The sequence below is a fragment of the Limibacter armeniacum genome, assembly GCF_036880985.1.
In the GTDB taxonomy this organism is placed as follows: Bacteria; Bacteroidota; Bacteroidia; order Cytophagales; family Flammeovirgaceae; genus Limibacter; species Limibacter armeniacum.
The window spans coordinates 2,568,069-2,586,024 of the sequence record NZ_JBAJNO010000009.1; the positions used below are offsets into that span (position 1 = coordinate 2,568,069).

Consider the following 17,956-nt stretch of genomic DNA (forward strand, 5'->3'; position numbering starts at 1 on the left):
TAATAGTATTGTCAATTGATTTTACCGTATATCTTTTTGAAGTGTCTGTTCTTCTTTTTCAGTTATGACAGCATCAAACTGTAAGTAGTTCACTAACTCAATAGCTTTTTCCTCACTGATTTGAGGCATTGTAGTAAGCCATTGCTGTAACTGAGGTAATCCATTATCCATCTCCTTCAAAAGGCTTATCGCTTTTTCAGGATTGTACTCCATATAGGTCGGGGTACTAATCAGATTCAAGATTGGGTTAGGAATGGTTGCTCCCCAATCATTTTTAGCTGACGCTAACCTTAACTGCTCACCCAATTGTTCAAGTCTTCTGAATAAACCTGCCTTGCCATTAACCCATTCCTGTTGCTCAAGCATTCCAGTTTGGTATTCCACTTCAATTATTACCTTTTCATCCAATGAGAAATTACCCGTATGGATCACCTGTGTCAGCCTCATAGCATTATATGGAAAAGCATCATCAGATAAGCTTTGTCCGTTGACCAATACTTTTTCGACTGGCAAACTATTCAACAGGTTCAAAGTGTAAGCACGCTTTTCCGGTTTATCCTGATAGACTCCTTCTGTCGGGAAAATAGTCAGCCTGATACCCGAAGCAGTCTTTTCAGATTTCACCCTTGTCCAAGCAAATGCTGACTTCTTATACCCCTGTCCATCACCATTGTCTTCATAAAAGCGGATATCATCCGTTCCGCCCGGCACCAAGGAGAAAACTATCTCATTAGGCTGATCCTGCAAGTTGCTTACTTTGGGGTACATCGGAATAATGCTGCCTACCTTGACATAAAGAGGTATTTCTTCAAAAGAAAAGCGTCTGCGGATTTCCTGACCACCTTCCAGTAAGGCCCCTGTTGACCACTCATACCATTGTCCTTCTGGAAGCCAAACAGTTTGGGTCGCTAATCTGGTTTGCTTATCTGCTGCACTGACTATTGGCGCAACCAACAGCTTATCACCCAGCATATATTGCTGATCTGATGAATATGCTTTTTCACTATCGGGATAATCATAGTACATCGGGCGGCAAATAGAGATGCCTGTATCATAAGCCAGACGGGCTGCTGTATAGAGATAAGGAACCAATGCATAGCGGAACTGAACCGCATCCCGCATCATCGGGAAATACTCAGGGTATTTCCAAAAACGTCGCTCTGCTACATCACTTTTGGAAGCATGCGTTCTGAAAATCGGGCTAAGCGTTCCAAACTGGATCCAGCGCAGATACAGTTCACCATCTTTTGCCAGTTCCTTATCCTTATCAATATGGCCACCGATATCATGACTCCAGTAACCGTAACCCACATTGGATGCCGTTGCAGTAAAGTAGGGCTGAAAAGCCAATGACTCCCATGAGATCACCGCATCACCGGAAAACCCAACCTGATAGCGGTGGTTACCCAAGCCACCCCAACGGTGGAACAACAGCGGTCTCTTTTCAGGATATTGCTTTTCCATGTCCGTGAAAAATACATAGTTCAACCAGAAGGTATTGCTTAATCCCTTCATGTGTTTGCTTTCCTGCCACTGCTGCCAGTCAATCCACCAGAAGTCATTACCCAGCTTTTCCTTAGGGCGCAGCATATATTCAAAATAGGCTTTTGCCCATCTCTTGTCTGATAACTGGTATTCGATCCAACCTTCTTTTGTTGTGTCTCCATCAAGTGCCTCTACCATCGGTTGATAATTGTCTTCCATCGGCGCAATACCGTCAGCAGGGTGAAGGTTCAGCGCTGTCTTCAGCTTTTCGGATGCTGTCCAATTCAGGAATTTATCAGGTTGAGGAAAAAGGTTTTTGTTCCATGTATAACCTGTCCAACCCAACATTCCATTGAAAGGGGTCTTTTCGGGATTATTGGAAGTAAGTCCGTAGGTTTCATGCCAATCCATATCCATGATCATGACATCTACAGGAATATCATAACTACGCAATGTGCTGACCAACTCTTTCATCTCCCGATCAGCGTATATCCAGTAGCGGGACCACCAGTACCCAAATGCGTATCGAGGAGGCAATGGAATTTTCCCTGCCACTTTGGTAAAGTCTGCCAGGGCATCCTTGTAAGCATGACCATATCCAAAGAAATACCAGTCCTGATTGTTACCGGTATTCCGTTCTGTCACCCAATCCCAATCCTGATTTCCATCAAAAAGTAACCGATCAGAATCATCAACTAGACTCCAGCCATCTTTGGAGATAAGTCCTTGCTCCAGTTCCAGTTTCTTGCCATCCCAATAGCGGGTTGTGCCTTCAAAACCATCCACTGTTCGGGTAGTACCTTTCAGGTTTGCAGTATCCACCATATCAGGATACCAAACCTGCTTTTTGTCATTTAGCAGAAAAGTAATTTGAAGGTTTTTCTTTTCGAAAGGACCGGAGTCTCGCAAATAGCGCAATGTCAGTGAATCAGTTTTCACCTCAAGCCATTTGCCAGATTTCTTGGTTTTGAAGGGGGGAACAGGAAGGTTTCTGTTGATAAATGCCAAAGAAGCCTTATCCTCAAAATGTGTGTTTTCTGAATATTCCATCCGGATCAGCCTTGCCGTCAGGACGGTAAACCGGACGTTGCCATCTGTAATTACTGCTTCAGGGTTTGCAGTTGGGTTGTTGACAGCCTGACCAAATGTGTTCAACACAATAAGGAACAGACAAAACATTAACCCAAAGAGTATTTTCTTGTACATGTTACAGATTGGTTTGATAGAAGTGGGTGGTAAGAAAAAGACTGGACCCAAACGGGTCCAGCGCTTTTCATGATGTGCGTATATGAAATTGAAACTACCTTCTTGCTATAGCGCCAGACTGTGTCAGCTTAAAGCTAGACTCCTTCACATTGTCTGAGCTTGTCCCCACAAACACTTGGAAGTCGCCTTCTTCAACACCGTAAGACATATCCTTGCGGTGGAATGCCAAATCTTCTGTCTTGATCTCGAACGTAACGGTTTTGGTTTCTCCTTTTTTCAGGAAGATTTTCTCAAAGCCTTTCAGTTCTTTCACTGGTCTTGTCACTGAGCCTACCAAGTCACGAACATACAACTGAACTACTTCGGCTCCGTCGTATTTACCTGAGTTGGTTACCTCTACTGAAACCGTGATTTTATCATTCATACCCAATGTTGTCTTGTCAAGACGAACATCACTGTATTCAAATGTGGTGTAGCTTAAGCCATGACCAAATGCATAAAGTGGTGTATTTGGTGCGTCCATATATTTTGAGCGGTACTTGTTCGCTGGATCATTATGTCCCTGCAAGCCAAGCGGACGCCCTGTATTCTTCATATTGTAGTAGATTGGCACTTGTCCCAGTTTGCGAGGGAAAGTAACTGGCAACTTACCTGAAGGATTGTGATCACCGAACAATACGTCAGCAATGGCATTACCACCTTCTGTACCTGCAAACCAAGTTTCCAACACGGCATCTACTGCCTCATTTTCTTTCTCCATCTCCAACGGACGACCGTTCATCAGTACCAGTACCATTGGCTTGTTCAGCTTCTTCAGCTCAAGCAGCAATTCAGACTGTACACCAGGAAGCGTGATTTCCGTACGGCTTGTTGCTTCACCGGTTTGTTCCTGTGCTTCACCCATTGCCAATACAATCACATCTGATTGCTTAGCTGCCTTGATTGCTGCTGCAAACCCTGACTTATCCGTCTCTCCAAGTCCGTAACCACAGCCTTTTGCATAATTGATTTTCACATTACCCGCTACATTCTCAATACCTTCTTTCAAGCTGACAGGTACTGTCGTACGGTTTTTCCATCCGCCACCTGCTGATGCCCATGAACCATGCATATCAGGACGGCTATCTGCCAATGGCCCAATCAATGCAATTGAACCTGTTTTCTTCAATGGAAGTGTTTCGCTTTCATTCTTCAGCAGTACCATTGACTTACGTGCTACGTCACGCGCCGCATCTCTATGTTCCTTGCTCAGGATTGTCTTTTTCTCTCTTTCTTCATCACTGTAGCGGTATGGATCTTCGAAAAGTCCCAGACGATATTTCATCTCCAAGATTCTTCTCACCGCCAAATCGATCTGCTGCTCGTTTACCTTACCTTCTTCCAGTGATGTTTTCAAGTTCTGGTCATATACTCGACCTACCATATCCATATCTACACCAGCATTCAGCGCCAACTCACCTGCTTGCTTCTCGTCCTTTGCATAACCGTGAGGTACCAGTTCATTGATTGCTGTATAGTCTGTTACTACAAAACCTTCAAATCCCCATTCTTTTCTAAGGATTTCATCAAACAGGTATTCGTTACCTGTTGCAGGTACACCATTCAGCTCATTGAAAGCTGTCATGAAAGTACCTACGCCTGCATCAATTGCAGCCTTGAAAGGAGGAAGATACACATCTCTCAACTCACGGTCAGACATGTTGGTGGTGTGATAGTCACGACCTGCCTGCGCCTGTCCATAAGCGGCAAAGTGTTTGGCACAAGCCACAATTGTATTCAGGTCTTTCAGGTTGTCACCTTGAAAACCTTTTACCCTAGCCTCAGCAATTCGGCTACCGAGGTACACGTCTTCGCCTGCACCTTCAGAGATACGTCCCCAACGAGGGTCACGTGCGATATCCACCATCGGAGCAAATGTCCAGTGAATACCTTGTGCCGATGCTTCTGTTGCTGCTACTCTTGCTGATGTCTTGATGGCATCCAAGTCCCATGAGGCAGACTCACCCAATGAAATTGGGAAGATTGTCTGGTGTCCGTGAATAACATCATGACCAAAGATCAGTGGAATACCCAAACGTGTCTCTTCCACTGCCATTTTCTGAAGCTTTTTAGTATATGCTGCAGAGAATGCATTCAGGAACGAACCTACACGACCGCTCTTTACAAGCTGCTCGAAGTTCTCATTAATAGTAGGTCCTGTAACATCCCACCCACTTGTCAACTGGGTCATCTGTCCGATCTTTTCCTCAATGGTCATATTGCCCATCAAGTCATCGATAAACTTGTCCATTTCGGCTTTGTTATCTTTCCAGATCATTGTAGAAACGGCTGTGTTACTTTTATCTGCCGATTTGTTTGGGGAGCACCCCACCATGACACCCGCAAGTGCCAACATGGTCAGAGTCTTATTCATATTCATGTGACTGAACTGATTATGTTTGTTTGTAATATCTTTTTGATTGCATTGGAAATATTCAGGAAACGTTTTTCCACGCTCCCTGAACTTTCCATTTTATAATCAATAGCTGGTGATAAAGCGTGTTCCTACTAGAAAGCAATCTCTAATAAGAGAACAGAACAAACGTATAGTGGAGACAAGCAGATTCAAATAAAAAGTGTAAAAAGTGATATTAAAACCAACGCATTTTCAATGTTTTCAATAGCTCTTTTTACAAGGTTAAAAACAATACAACATACAGATAAACAGATACATAAAAGCACAAAAACACCAACTATACCGCATTAATACCAAACATTTCAATTATCAGGAAAACAGTCAAAAGAGATTTACAATAAAATCCTATTTGCAATGCGTTGTTTTATAAGAAATCCTGAAATATTGACAGATATCAACAAGAAATATTCTGAAATATGTTTTTTTTACGCCAATTTTGCATTCATCCTAAAGAATCAATGAAAGCATTTGACTTATGAAGTGTCATAAACACACAGGTCTATTAAGCAATTCCACTTGGCTTTTGCGAAATGGGCTAATTGCCTTGCTTATGGTGGTTGGTCTGGCACAAACATTTGGTAAACCAAACCACTCGATTGAAACAATCTACTTGAGAGATGGACTTGAAGAGCAGATTCTGAATCTTTCCCATATCATGCACTGGAAAGACACTACCCAGTTGATGACTTTTCAGGATATCCTAAAGCAGCAGCCTGAGTTTCTGCTCGCTCCCAAGTACAACAAAGACAACTTTGATATCAATAGTGCACTTTGGCTCAAAATTCAATTACACATTGCTGAAGACTCCAAGCGACAATGGCTAATTGAGTTTTACGACCAAAGCATTGATTACATTCATGCCTTCATTCCCCAGAAGTCGGGCGAGTACAAGGAAATAACCTTAGGGGATTCCTTCGATTTTACCCATAGGGATGTACACCATAAAAACTTTATCATTCCTCTTGACCAACAGATTGACTATGAAAAGCCATTCTACTTTCAGGTCAAGTCCAATAAAGTAGCTGACCTCCACTTAGCATTCAGAAGTACCAACCGACTGATTAGCTATGCTGTTACCGAGTATCTGCTGTTAGGGCTATTGTATGGTGCCATTATCATTATGGCTGTTTACAACCTGCTTACATGGATTGCCATTCGAGAAAAAAAATACCCATACTATATCCTGCACATACTTGCTATAGGTTTCTTTAACCTAAGTGAGGATGGACTAGGATTTCATTACCTGTGGTTCCACGAACCAGCCATCAATGTCTATGCTGAACACCTGTCTACTTTTGCTGTAGTTATCAGTGCCATTGTCTTTATTAGAGACTTCTTGGACACTTCCAATGCCTTCCCAATTATTAATAGGGCACTACAGGGAATTGCCATAATTCACAGCATCCTGTTTGTGGGATCATTATTCTTCGGGCATCAGCTTTACGACTCTTACCTTTTAAGTACTACTACCATTCTGGCGATGGTACTAGTAAGTGGTATTGCCTTGAAGCAGCAGTATAAGTCTGCAAGGTTCCTGATGCTTGCTTGTATCTGCCTGCTAACTGGTGCATCAATCAAGGGTATGGTGGCTGTTGGCATTATCCCTTTTTCTATCATTACACACTACAGTCTTCGTATTGGTTTCGGGTTAGAAATGCTCTTCCTGTCATTTGCGCTATCAGATAGGTTAAAACTCCTCAAGGAACGTGAACAAAAAGCCCAACAACAGATTATTGAGGAACAACAGGAAAAGAAGATTGCTCAGCAGAAAATTATTGAGGAGCAACACAAGCGTATGGAGCTTAAAGAGAAAATCAATGAGGAACTTGAAATCAAAGTCAGGGAACGCACAAAAGCACTCCAACACAGTGAAGAAGAATTGAGAGTTGCCAATGAGGCGCTATCTATTGCCAACGGAAAGCTCAACAAACTGAACCATGTATTGGACGTCGATAACTATAAGTTAAAAACCAAGGTACTGAAAGAGCGGGAGAACAGGTTTGTCAACAAGTTGATCAGCTTTGAGGAGTTCTCCGAGCTATTTCCTGACAGGTTAAGTTGCTTCCGTTATATTCAGGACCGCAAATGGAAAGATGGGTATTCATGCCGTAAATGCAACAATGACAAGTATTTTGAGGGGACTAAGAAGTTCTCTCGCCGCTGTACCAAATGTGGCTACAATGAATCTATCACCACAGGTTCAGTATTTCAAGGAATCAAGTTTGACATTGTCAAAGCATTCTACCTGTGTTATATCTTCGAGCACTATCCTAAGAAGTACACACTTCAGCAGCTTGCAGATATGCTTGATATGAGACGAAATACTGTTTGGAGCTTCAAGAAGAAGGCAGAAGAAGCTAGCAATCCAAAATCAGGTATCCTGCTGCCTAGCTTTATGCCTGAGGAAATGAAATAAGTAACACATCAGAACTATTAGTTATAAAAGATAAAAGGACTTCGGGTGTAGCACCTGAAGTCCTTTTTGCTGTATTATAAAACCTGCTTGGTCTGTTTGAGTCCCAGCTTTTCCAAAGCCTTTGGAATCTCAGGATTTTTCATGAAGTTTTTCCAGAGTAACCCTGTTCTATAGTTTTCAATCATGATGATCATTGGTCCTTGATCCAGAGCTAGGTAAGCAGGTGCATACCAATCATATTTCAAGTTAAATGCATCCTTGAAACCATATTCCTTCCACATATTCCCTCCATGTTCGTGCAGGAGATACCGTATAAAAGCCAATGACTTTTCGGGAGTATAGACAATGGAAGAAATCGCCGCAGTAGGGGATATCGTGCCGTTATCACCTCTTCTCCCAACTTCAGCGGCATGTACTCTATAGCCTTTCTCAGGGTCGTCACTTGATGTTAATCCCCAACAGTTTTTAGGATAACCATGCTTCAAACACCAATCATAACAATAATCCACCATTGCCTTATTGTGCGTAGCATAGTCTGCATATCCTGCCTCTTGTACATATTTATCCGTGATATAAGGAGTTAATCCCAGAAACGAATAATGAGTAAAAAATAGCGGCCCTCCACTGTTGTTGTTCTCTCCAATCTGAAGCCTTTGAACATAATCGCCCTTTTCCTTGAAACGGTCATTATGGTCTATAGCCCAGCCTGTTTGATATAAACTTGGTTTGATCGGATGGGTAGGGGATGCCACCGCCAATACATAAGCGATCATGCTCTCATCAAATCCCATAATTGGCATATTGATTTTGAAACCATAATCAGGAGACCAATGCCAATAAAGCCAAGGTTTCCCGTTGGTATACCAATCCCATTCAGCCTCTTCCCAAAGTCTGGTAATTGTACTTCTTAAGTTTACCTCTTTATCAGAATTGCTGTCAAAGTATTCTCTGACCGTCAATAAACCTTGCAAAAGAAATGCTGACTCTACCAGATCACCACCATTATCATATTTAGAAAGGGTTGAGACTTTTCCGGTATTGCCATCATACCAGTGTGCCCACATTCCATGAAAGCGTTTACAGCTTTCTAGAAAACTGACAATCTTACTCAGATGATTTACAGCCTTGTCCCTTGTAATCCAACCACGCTCCACTGCTACAGGAAATGCCATAACACCAAAACCGGTACCCCTTGTTGTGACTATATTCTCAAGGTTTGGTACTCCTGCCGAGCCTCTTTTGGCTGGTTCACTTCGCTCTCTTGCCATACCACTTTTTGCATGGGCAAAATCATAGAAATACCTAAAGGTCTGGTGCTGCACCGTATCCAATAAAGCTTCTTCAGGCAAGCTTGCCATTTTTTGAATACTTTCCTCCTCATTTCCTTTTGTAGCTGCTCTGTTACAGCTTACCAGTCCTGCACAAACCAAAAACAGCAGGAAGCTTATTGCTTTATACCATTTTCTCATCACGAGATTAAATTTGTTAGTATCACTTCACTATTGCTTTCTGACTTTCAAAGCACTAACCAATGGCTGCCCATGAAGGGACTCAAATACAATTTGAATACCTTCACCATTTTCAGCTTTCACTGAGTAAGTCTTTTCAACTCCATAGAAAGCACCAAACTCTTTTCCTATATTAAAACCTTCCAAAACAGTCTTACCATTCATCTTGACATTGAATATTCTCACATCTTGACGTGGTGTCTCATTCTGTTGTTTGGAAGCTGACAATTCATAAATGGCTGATTCATTAGCGACCTTGGCATTTGGTTCTACAAAATACAGTGTTACCTCATAATTGCCATCAGTCACGTCAAAGGTATAACCTTTAGGGTTAACTCGCATATTTTGGAAAAGTGGGTCATTGTCTGTCCCTTCGATATTTCTTGGTACTCCTTGCCAAGTTCGGTTGTCTTTTCGGTAAGGCTCCCCTTCAATATATCCCCATTGGCCTTTCTGATACTTTCTGTCCGGCATCCAAACCTCTCCTGTAGTTTCATCATTGAACCAGTAGCCTGCTCCTGCATTGACATTGATTTCTCCAAAGTTGTATGCTGACAATTCCTGTGGCACAACGTCGAAGGAAATAATCAATTGATCTTCTGTTTTTCCAGCTATCGCTTTCAACGTGTTATCTCCAGACTTAAAAGGAACAGAGAAAACCACCTGTTTTTCTAAAGCATTCTTTATTCCCAATGATTTTCCATTATGAAAAAGTTCAACGGAAGGCTGATTCGTAAATATGATAACATCCTGATTGCAAACACCTTTACCACTTTCACCTTCCATTGCCTGTCTTTTAGCAAAAGCACCTCCTGTAATTTTCAATACAGGTTCCTTCAGTAAATATGATTGGTAGAGGTAGTACACATCCTTTGGCTGACGGTCATAATTCATCAAACCTTTTTGGTTGATAAACGGTCTTGTATCATGTCTTCCTGCTGACCCAAAGTCGGCAAAGTTCCATGCCGTCATTCCGGCCATATAATCTCTTTCAAGTATTTGTGTTAGGTAGCCACTGTGATACAAGCGCTGATAGTCTGCCGAAAAGTCATAGATCTTGGGCGTAAATGTATTGATACGTGTATCAGCCCCCGGACCATACTCTGAAAGAAACAAAGGTCTTTCTGGATGGTTTCTATGCTCTTCATCCAAGAACTTTCCTAACCCATAGATATCATCCACATACCATCCATAATACAAGTTCCAACCTATTAGTTGTGGAATGTCTGCGATTCCCGTTTCATTATATACCTGATCTCCGTGAAGTGCCATGACTGTAATGCGCTCAGCATCTTCGGTTCTGGTTATATCTTCTAACTTACGTGCCAGTCTCAATGTCGCATCGATCTTCGCATCCTTATCTTCTTTGGTCATTTTTCGGTTAAAAACCATACGGATAAAGATCTCATTCATATACCCCCACATCACGATAGATGGGTGGTTATAATTTTGACGGATGTGCTCCAGTTGCATATCAGTACATACCTTGAAATACTCTTCTGTATCTGTTACATCATTGATTACAGGAATCTCTGACCATGACAACAACCCTAACTCATCACAAGCCTTGTACACCTCAGGATCATGCGGGTAATGGGCGATTCGGATAAAGTTGGCTCCCATCTCCTTCAATAACTTCATGTCCTTCCGGTGAATCGCATTTGGCAATGCATTCCCTAAACCCTTATAGTCCTGATGACGATTTGCACCAACTAATTTGAGGTGCTTGCCATTAAGGAAAAAGCCTTTGTCTGCATCTATACTAAACCAACGAAAACCAAATGATGTCTCTACTTCATCCAGTACCTTTCCAGTTTTCTGTTCAATCAGCTTCGTCTCTACTGTATACAAGTAAGGATCTTCTGGTGACCATAGGTGTGGTTGAGTAATCGCTTTACTCATTAACATAAAGTCAGTAGTAGTACCTTGAGCTAACTTCAGCTTTTGACTCGTTTCCATTACAGTATGTCCATCAGCATCTTTCAACACTGATTTTACCAACAACCGTTTTGTCAATGCTTCCTCATTTTTGACCTTGCCCCAAACTTTCAGTTTCCCTGATGCTTCGGATAAATCTTCCGCCTTTACAAATACTCCATCAGATGCATAATTATCCATCTCAAAGTGAGTAGGGGACACTGTGATCAAATGAACATCTCGATAGATACCTCCATAGAATGTAAAGTCGGCATCCAATGGAGGTATATTCCAGTTATGACGGTTATCTAGTTTTACTCGAAGTTGGTTGGTTTTCCCATATTGAACTATGTCTGTGATATCATATCGGAAAGCATTATAACCTCCTCTGTGATGACCAATTGGTTCATGGTTCAAAAACACTTGTGTTTCCTGATTTGCTGCTTCAAAGTGAAGGTAAATCTTTCTGCCCTTCCAATCTTCAGGAATTATGACAGCCTTACGGTACCAACCTACGCCACGGTAATATTTGCCATTGCCCTCAAAAGCATCTTTCTGGTTCCATGTATGGGGAATATTTACTGTCTGCCAGTCTGACTCCTCCACTTTAGTGTCTTGCCTGAAATCTCCTTTGTGAAATTGCCACCCTGTATTGATGGTTTCTGAATGCCTGCCCTGCCCTAATGCCGTACTCCATAAAATAGCCTGAATCAGTATCAGCACTCCCTTACACATTGTCATTGTATTGTATTTCATAAATAGGTTTTCTGGATTGAGGTTTAATAATGAAAGCCTAGAAAAAATCTTGTAACTAATTTAACTTTTTAAGCGCTCCATACTCAACTTTCAAATGAATAAACCCAGAGCAGCAAGGCATACTCTGGGTTTAGGATAATCTTAGTAAATGAAAACTATTGATCTATATTAAATAGCTGGTTCTCTCAAAAGAGGATTCAAGTCTTCCTGTGCCAATGGAATAGGCAGGAACTCTGACTCACCAGGTATGAAGCCTGGTAGTACCGATTGTGCCTTTCCTGTTCTCACCAAATCCATAAAGCGGTCACCCCACTCACATGAGAATTCGGCACGACGCTCATTGATAATATCGTCAAGCGTTGGAGATCCAATTGGCTCTAATCCTGCACGCACCCTTACTTCATTAAGTGGTGTTGCAGCATCTCCACCAACTTTCAGATTTGCTTCTGCATTCATCAACAATACGTCAGCATAGCGTAACACACGGATGTTATTGTTTGCTCCATAGTTATTACGGCCTTCTGTCAGTTGGTTTTTAGGTGTGTAAGCTTTTCCATTGTAATGAGCTTTTAACCCATCCAAGTAGCTAGGCACAAACTCTGCAATTTCATCACCTGCAGGTGTTGTTGCTCCTGACTCCAATACCGCTACATCCCAACGAGTAGAGTCATTTCTTTCGTTCAGGAAGTCCAAGAAACCTCCTTCCAAAATCATAAAGCCCCACCCGTTAACAGGCGCTGCATTTCCACGAGGGCCTTGGTGCTGGAACCATGCTCCACCATATACCTGATCGCCATCACCATTTCCAAAATCAGTAAACTGTAGCTCATACAATGACTCAGGTGCTAGTTTACCTGGAATCTTGAACAGGTTATAGTAATCTGAGTACAAAGAGAAACCTCCTTCACTGATAATCTTATCTGTCAGGTTTTTCACTGTGGCATAGTCTTCTTCATACAAAGCAACTTTAGCCTTCAGTGCCATTGCTGTGTATTTTGTTACTGCCCCTTGGTGAGATTGCTGATCAGGTCTCCCTGCCGGCAAGTGCTCAATACAGTAATCCAACTCACTGTGAATAAATTCACGAACTCCTGCTTGCTTCACTTTAGGCAAGTCCAGACGCATCAAGTTTTCAAAATCCACCAATGGCACATCTCCCCAAAGGTTAGAGATAAAGAAGTAAGCTAATGCTCTATGGAAACGAATCTCTGCCTCATACTGATTCCCCAACTCAATGTCAGCCTCATCAGTAAGGTGCTCACGAAAACGATTTAATAGCGCCTCATTGTTATATGTCGTATAGACAATATTGTACAGTGCATTCCATGAGTTATTTAATGCCCAAAAACCCTTGATTGCACCATAGTTGAACCGCTCAACATTTAGGTAATCAAACTGGTCATTGTCTGACCCGCCCCCTTTTGTCACCTCATCACCACGTACATTCAGCAATGGCCAGATTTCCCATTGTGACATACGGCGACGAGTAGTTCCATATACTCCTGATACGGGGCCATACATCTGACTTTTATCTGCATAGTTTAGCTCTTCAGTTGGAGCTGTATTTTCCTGAGTAATACCCAGAAACTCATCAGTACATGATGACATAGACATTAGCGCCATTAATCCGGCTGCAACGATATATCTGATTTTCATGGTTTCTAAATTTTTGGTCCCTTTAATCTCTTAAAATGTCAAGTTTGCACCCAATGAGAATACTGCAGGGATTGGGTAAACTGACTGGTCAACTCCATCTATTACCTCTGGCGTAAATCCGTTGGTATTAAAGAAGGTATAAGGACGGTCAGCATTGACATAGATCTGTGCTGCACTCATTCTCAGCTTATCCAAAGCACTTTTTGGAAGGCTGTAAGCCAAGCGTACATTCTGGATACGGAAGTATGAAGCATCTTCCAAGAAGAAGTCATTAAACTTGCCATTGTTCCAAGTATTGAATAAGCCTTCTGCTGAAGGGTAGGCATTTGTAGATCCCTCGCCACTCCAAAGGTTTTCAGCAAGGTTGGCATCTAGGTTATTCAAGCCATGTTTATTGATATCAGCACGACGTCTGTTAAAGATCGTTACGCCACCTACACCCTGAAATGCTGCTGCTAAACTCCAACCTTTATATTGAAGGTTCATATTCAAACCATATGTGAAATCAGGTTGATAATCACCCAATAGTTGACGGTCATCATTGTCCAAGACACCATCGCCATTGGTATCAACATAACGGAAATCACCTGGCTTCAAACCATTAGCAACTGCAATTGGATCTGCATCAATCTCTGCTTGGTTTTGATAAACACCATCTGTTTTCCAACCATAGAATGAGTAAATTGGTGAACCAACTTCAGAACGTTGAGGGAATTCAGCAGAGCCTGTCATGATATAAGGTTGGTCAGCCAAAGAAGTTACTTCATTATGCAATTTTGTAAAGTTACCACCAACTGAGTAACTAAAATCAGTACCTATCTGGTCACTCCAGTTCATAACCAGCTCAAGTCCTGAGTTTCTTACTGAACCAGTGTTTTGAAGAAGTGTTCCATTACCATTTGGCAGAGTAGTACGAATTACTAGGTTTTTAGTGTCTCGAATAAAGTAATCTGCTTCAAATGACAAGCGATCATTTAGGAACCTAGAATCCAAACCAAAGTTTAGTTCTTCCACCACTTCCCATTTAAGGTCCGTGTAGTTTGTTTGGTTAATCATACCAGGAACCAATATTGCATCTCCGAAGATACCTGAGTCATCCAAACCACCACTTGATACTGTTGCAAAACCATCATTATGTGTTACATGGTCATTACCCAATCGACCCCATGAAGCACGCAGTTTCAGGAAACTAACTCCTTTGTCTGCTACATCTGCCATAAATGGTTCATCCGAAATGATCCAACCTGCACCAATTGAAGGGAAGTAACCCCAAGTTTGCTGATATTTTGAAGAACCATCTGCACGCATTGTCAATGACAGCAAGTAACGCTCCTTATAATCATAAGATACACGTGTAAAAGCCGACAAACCATGGAAACGCTCTCCATCATCATAAGCTGTAGTGGTTGCAGCATCAGCTCCATCAATATAATCAGGTAATGTCGTGCCTTGTGCAGTACCTCTAAGTGTATACCATTGTTGCTGTCTTGCAGAGAAGCCCGCCATTACATTCAAGTTGTGCTCACCTAATGTATTGTACCATGTAACAGTGTTGTCCCAAACGTAATTGCTATTCCATGTATGTGATTTATCTAGCAGGTTAATCTGCTGTATATTGTCTCCAGCAATGTATTCAGGTGTATATTTACGACTGCGGTTGAAACGGAAGTCCATATTCATTGCCGAACGGAATACGATGTCTTTTGCACTGAATGGACGTAGCTCTGCGTAAATAGTTGGAAGGAAACGTGTTGCTTTTGAGATATCATCACCACGGTAATATGCTACTGCTGCAGGGTTCGTATAGTAAGTACTGAAGCCTAAGTCATGTGGGTTCGCAAATTTTACAGGATAAGCTCTATCATCTGAAAGTGAGTTATCCATGACAGGATAAATTGGGCTGTTTGTATATGCGTTGAACCATGCATTACCATCATCAACCTGACGTTGCTCATTGGTTAGGTTCATACTCATTCCGATTTTCAGGTTGTCCGAAACATCAAAGTCCGCTTTACCACGAAGTCCAAGTCTCTTGTACATGCCTGTAGCATCCATCATACCTTCTTGGTCAAAGTAGCTAACACCAAATGAGTAAGTCGCTTTTTCTGTTCCACCATTCAAGCCAATATTATGACTTTGGATAGGGGCACTGTCTCTCAACAACACATCATACCAATCAGTTGAAACAGCAGGAATACCATTTTCTCCACCATACATATCGATTGACTTCTGGATCACTGCAGCATAATCAGCATTGTTGGAAGCATTCATCACATTAGCGTACTGCTCAGAATTAGCCATCTTCAATCGCTGTGTCACTTTCTGAACACCGTAGTAACCATCATAGGATACACGCATCTTTGTGCCTTTCTTACCTCCTTTAGTCGTAATCAGTACAACACCATTTGCAGCACGTACACCGTAAATAGCTGCAGCTGAAGCATCTTTCAGAATGGACATTGACTCAATATCATTCGGGTTCAGGAAGTTGATATCGTCTACAAACATACCGTCTACCACATATAGAGGGTCAGAGTTTTGCAGGGAGCCTACACCACGGATACGCACTGTTGGCCCTTCACCTGGAGCACCCGAGTTGGTAATCGTTACACCTGGAACTTTACCCTGAATTGACTGCATCGGTGAAGTAGAACTCATCGCTGTAATATCATCTGCGTTAACAGTTGCAATTGGCGATGTCAGGTCTTTTTCCTTTGCAGTTCCATATCCTACTACTACAACTTCTTCCAGTTGCTCCATATCCTCTTCAAGGATAATGTTGAACTGTGTCTGGTTGTTAACCTCAACTTCTTGAGACAAATAACCAATATAAGAAACCATCAGTGTTTCAGTTCCACTAGGAATTTGCAAACTGAAATTTCCATCAAAGTTTGTAATCGTTCCTTGTGTACTTCCCTTAATGACAATGTTTGCTCCTATGATTGGCTCACTAGCCTGATCTTGTACTGTACCTCTAACTGTAATAGATTGTGCCTTTGCCACTCCGGACCAAAGACATGCAAGCAAGAGTAAAGAGAGTAGCATTCCGCTCTTTCTCTTTAATGAATGGTAGAATGTCCTCATACCTTAAAATATTATAGTGATTGTGTGTAAATAAGCCTCTGGTTTTTCAGTCAAGTGCATTTAACCGAACCTTATAATGAACTCACAGTGTTGAAATCAATGAAAAATGATTGTCCATTATTTTTGCCATTCCTGAAGGTGATCAGACTTTAGGAAGGCGAGACCAACCTGTGCTGTTGATTATGGAACCAAACCTAGTATTCAGGTCAAAAAACTCCACAAAAAAGTTTATCATCTACACTTATAACAGACTATAAGAGGTGGTTTTAAGGGTGAGATTTTTGCTTTTTAAAAACAATACAAATTACTGATTTACTGCACTTTAAATATTATTAAACATTCAATGTTTCAATTAAAAAACCATTAAGTGTAAAAACACCACCTATAAATAGATATCTAGTTGAAACCGTGTATCAAAGTTCTCTTTTTGCCTTCACATTCAAGATGAAAATGCATAAAATCCAGAACGAGTCTTAAACCAAAAAAGCCCCTGTATCAATAAAGACACAGGGGCTTATATTACTCAGCTCTTAACTTCTTCTTAATTCATTGGTACTTCCATCAGCAATACTCTTGCATTACTATCAGCTTTTATTTTGATTTCCGCTGCGTCCCAAATACCAAAACCATCACGTTTGTTCAACTGCTGCCCTTCAATGGTCACATCACCTTCTAAAACAAAAGCATATACACCTTGTCCCTGTCCATGCAGTTTATAAGAAGTTTCTGTTCCCTGATCCAAGTTACCGATGTTGAACCAAGCATTTTGGTGAATCCACACGCCCTCATCATCAGGGTTAGGGGATAGCACCTGAGCAAACTCATTGCTCATTTTCTCCTTGTCCAATTTGATTTGGTCATAACGAGGCTCCACATTCTTCTTGTCAGGAAAGACCCAGATTTGCAAGAACTTCACTTCCTTATCTTTGTTCTTGTTATACTCGCTATGGTGTACACCTGTACCTGCACTCATTACTTGGATATCACCTTCTCGTATCACCGTAGTGTTACCCATGCTGTCTTTGTGCTCTAAATCTCCCTCCAGTGGAATAGAAATGATTTCCATATTGTCATGAGGGTGCGTACCAAAGCCCATTCCTGGAGCTACCTGATCATCATTCAATACACGAAGCATACCGAAATGGATACGGTCAGGATTGTAATAGCTTGCAAAACTGAATGTGTGATTTGAATGTAACCATCCATGGTTAGCTACGCCTCTTGTTGCTGCTTTATGCAATACGGTTTTCATAGTTATCTCCTCTTTATTGGGTAAATGATTAAATCCTACAATGTCTGTCAGCGATAATGTCTTTACATTTTCAGCCACAGGTCCTGCTTTGAGTAACTGCTTTCCTGAAAGTACTCCAGCTACACCAAGCAGTGATTTTTTGATAAAAGACTTTCTATTCACAAGCGATTCTTTTATTGTTCTTGATATTACAAATATCCGAAACAACACATTGTCAGTAA

At 41.6% G+C, this 17,956-nt stretch carries 8 protein-coding genes; 1 reads left to right on the forward strand and 7 read right to left on the reverse strand.

The window, feature by feature from the left end; genetic code table 11:
- Window positions 1–21 precede the first annotated feature (21 nt).
- Window positions 22–2,691, reverse strand: a complete 2,670-nt coding sequence (locus tag V6R21_RS28500) for a glycoside hydrolase family 31 protein (protein WP_334246901.1) — start codon at window positions 2,689–2,691, stop codon at window positions 22–24.
- 94 nt (window positions 2,692–2,785) lie between these two features.
- Window positions 2,786–5,104: a glycoside hydrolase family 3 N-terminal domain-containing protein gene (locus V6R21_RS28505; RefSeq protein WP_334246902.1), complete on the reverse strand. Its 2,319-nt coding sequence runs from the start codon at window positions 5,102–5,104 to the stop codon at window positions 2,786–2,788.
- Window positions 5,105–5,621: 517 nt separating this feature from the next.
- Between V6R21_RS28505 and V6R21_RS28510 the strand changes: the two genes are divergently transcribed.
- Window positions 5,622–7,562, forward strand: a complete 1,941-nt coding sequence (locus V6R21_RS28510; RefSeq protein WP_334246903.1) for a 7TM diverse intracellular signaling domain-containing protein — start codon at window positions 5,622–5,624, stop codon at window positions 7,560–7,562.
- A gap of 74 nt (window positions 7,563–7,636) precedes the next feature.
- Here V6R21_RS28510 and V6R21_RS28515 read toward each other — a convergent pair whose 3' ends face one another.
- The 5 genes from V6R21_RS28515 to V6R21_RS28535 form a co-directional block, all read right to left on the reverse strand.
- On the reverse strand, window positions 7,637–9,031 hold the full coding sequence (locus V6R21_RS28515) for a glucoamylase family protein (protein ID WP_334246904.1): 1,395 nt from the start codon (window positions 9,029–9,031) through the stop codon (window positions 7,637–7,639).
- Between the two features lie 30 nt (window positions 9,032–9,061).
- Complete coding sequence (locus V6R21_RS28520; protein ID WP_334246905.1) at window positions 9,062–11,743, reverse strand: glycoside hydrolase family 2 TIM barrel-domain containing protein; 2,682 nt, start codon at window positions 11,741–11,743, stop codon at window positions 9,062–9,064.
- 168 nt (window positions 11,744–11,911) lie between these two features.
- Window positions 11,912–13,399 (reverse strand): RagB/SusD family nutrient uptake outer membrane protein, encoded by a 1,488-nt coding sequence (locus V6R21_RS28525; RefSeq protein WP_334246906.1) that lies wholly within the window; start codon window positions 13,397–13,399, stop codon window positions 11,912–11,914.
- A 30-nt stretch (window positions 13,400–13,429) separates the two neighbouring features.
- On the reverse strand, window positions 13,430–16,483 hold the full coding sequence (locus V6R21_RS28530) for a SusC/RagA family TonB-linked outer membrane protein (RefSeq protein ID WP_334246907.1): 3,054 nt from the start codon (window positions 16,481–16,483) through the stop codon (window positions 13,430–13,432).
- Between the two features lie 541 nt (window positions 16,484–17,024).
- Window positions 17,025–17,735 carry a pirin family protein gene (locus tag V6R21_RS28535; RefSeq protein ID WP_334247610.1) on the reverse strand — a complete coding sequence of 237 codons (711 nt, stop codon included), beginning with the start codon at window positions 17,733–17,735 and terminating at the stop codon, window positions 17,025–17,027.
- Window positions 17,736–17,956 lie beyond the last annotated feature (221 nt).

Coding starts and splice junctions, on each gene's coding strand:
- V6R21_RS28500 (WP_334246901.1), bottom strand. CDS start 2,691: ATGTACAAGAAAATACTCTTTGGGTTAATGTTTTGTCTGTTCCTTATT.
- V6R21_RS28505 (WP_334246902.1), bottom strand. CDS start 5,104: ATGAATAAGACTCTGACCATGTTGGCACTTGCGGGTGTCATGGTGGGG.
- V6R21_RS28510 (WP_334246903.1), top strand. CDS start 5,622: ATGAAGTGTCATAAACACACAGGTCTATTAAGCAATTCCACTTGGCTT.
- V6R21_RS28515 (WP_334246904.1), bottom strand. CDS start 9,031: ATGAGAAAATGGTATAAAGCAATAAGCTTCCTGCTGTTTTTGGTTTGT.
- V6R21_RS28520 (WP_334246905.1), bottom strand. CDS start 11,743: ATGAAATACAATACAATGACAATGTGTAAGGGAGTGCTGATACTGATT.
- V6R21_RS28525 (WP_334246906.1), bottom strand. CDS start 13,399: ATGAAAATCAGATATATCGTTGCAGCCGGATTAATGGCGCTAATGTCT.
- V6R21_RS28530 (WP_334246907.1), bottom strand. CDS start 16,483: ATGAGGACATTCTACCATTCATTAAAGAGAAAGAGCGGAATGCTACTC.
- V6R21_RS28535 (WP_334247610.1), bottom strand. CDS start 17,735: ATGAAAACCGTATTGCATAAAGCAGCAACAAGAGGCGTAGCTAACCAT.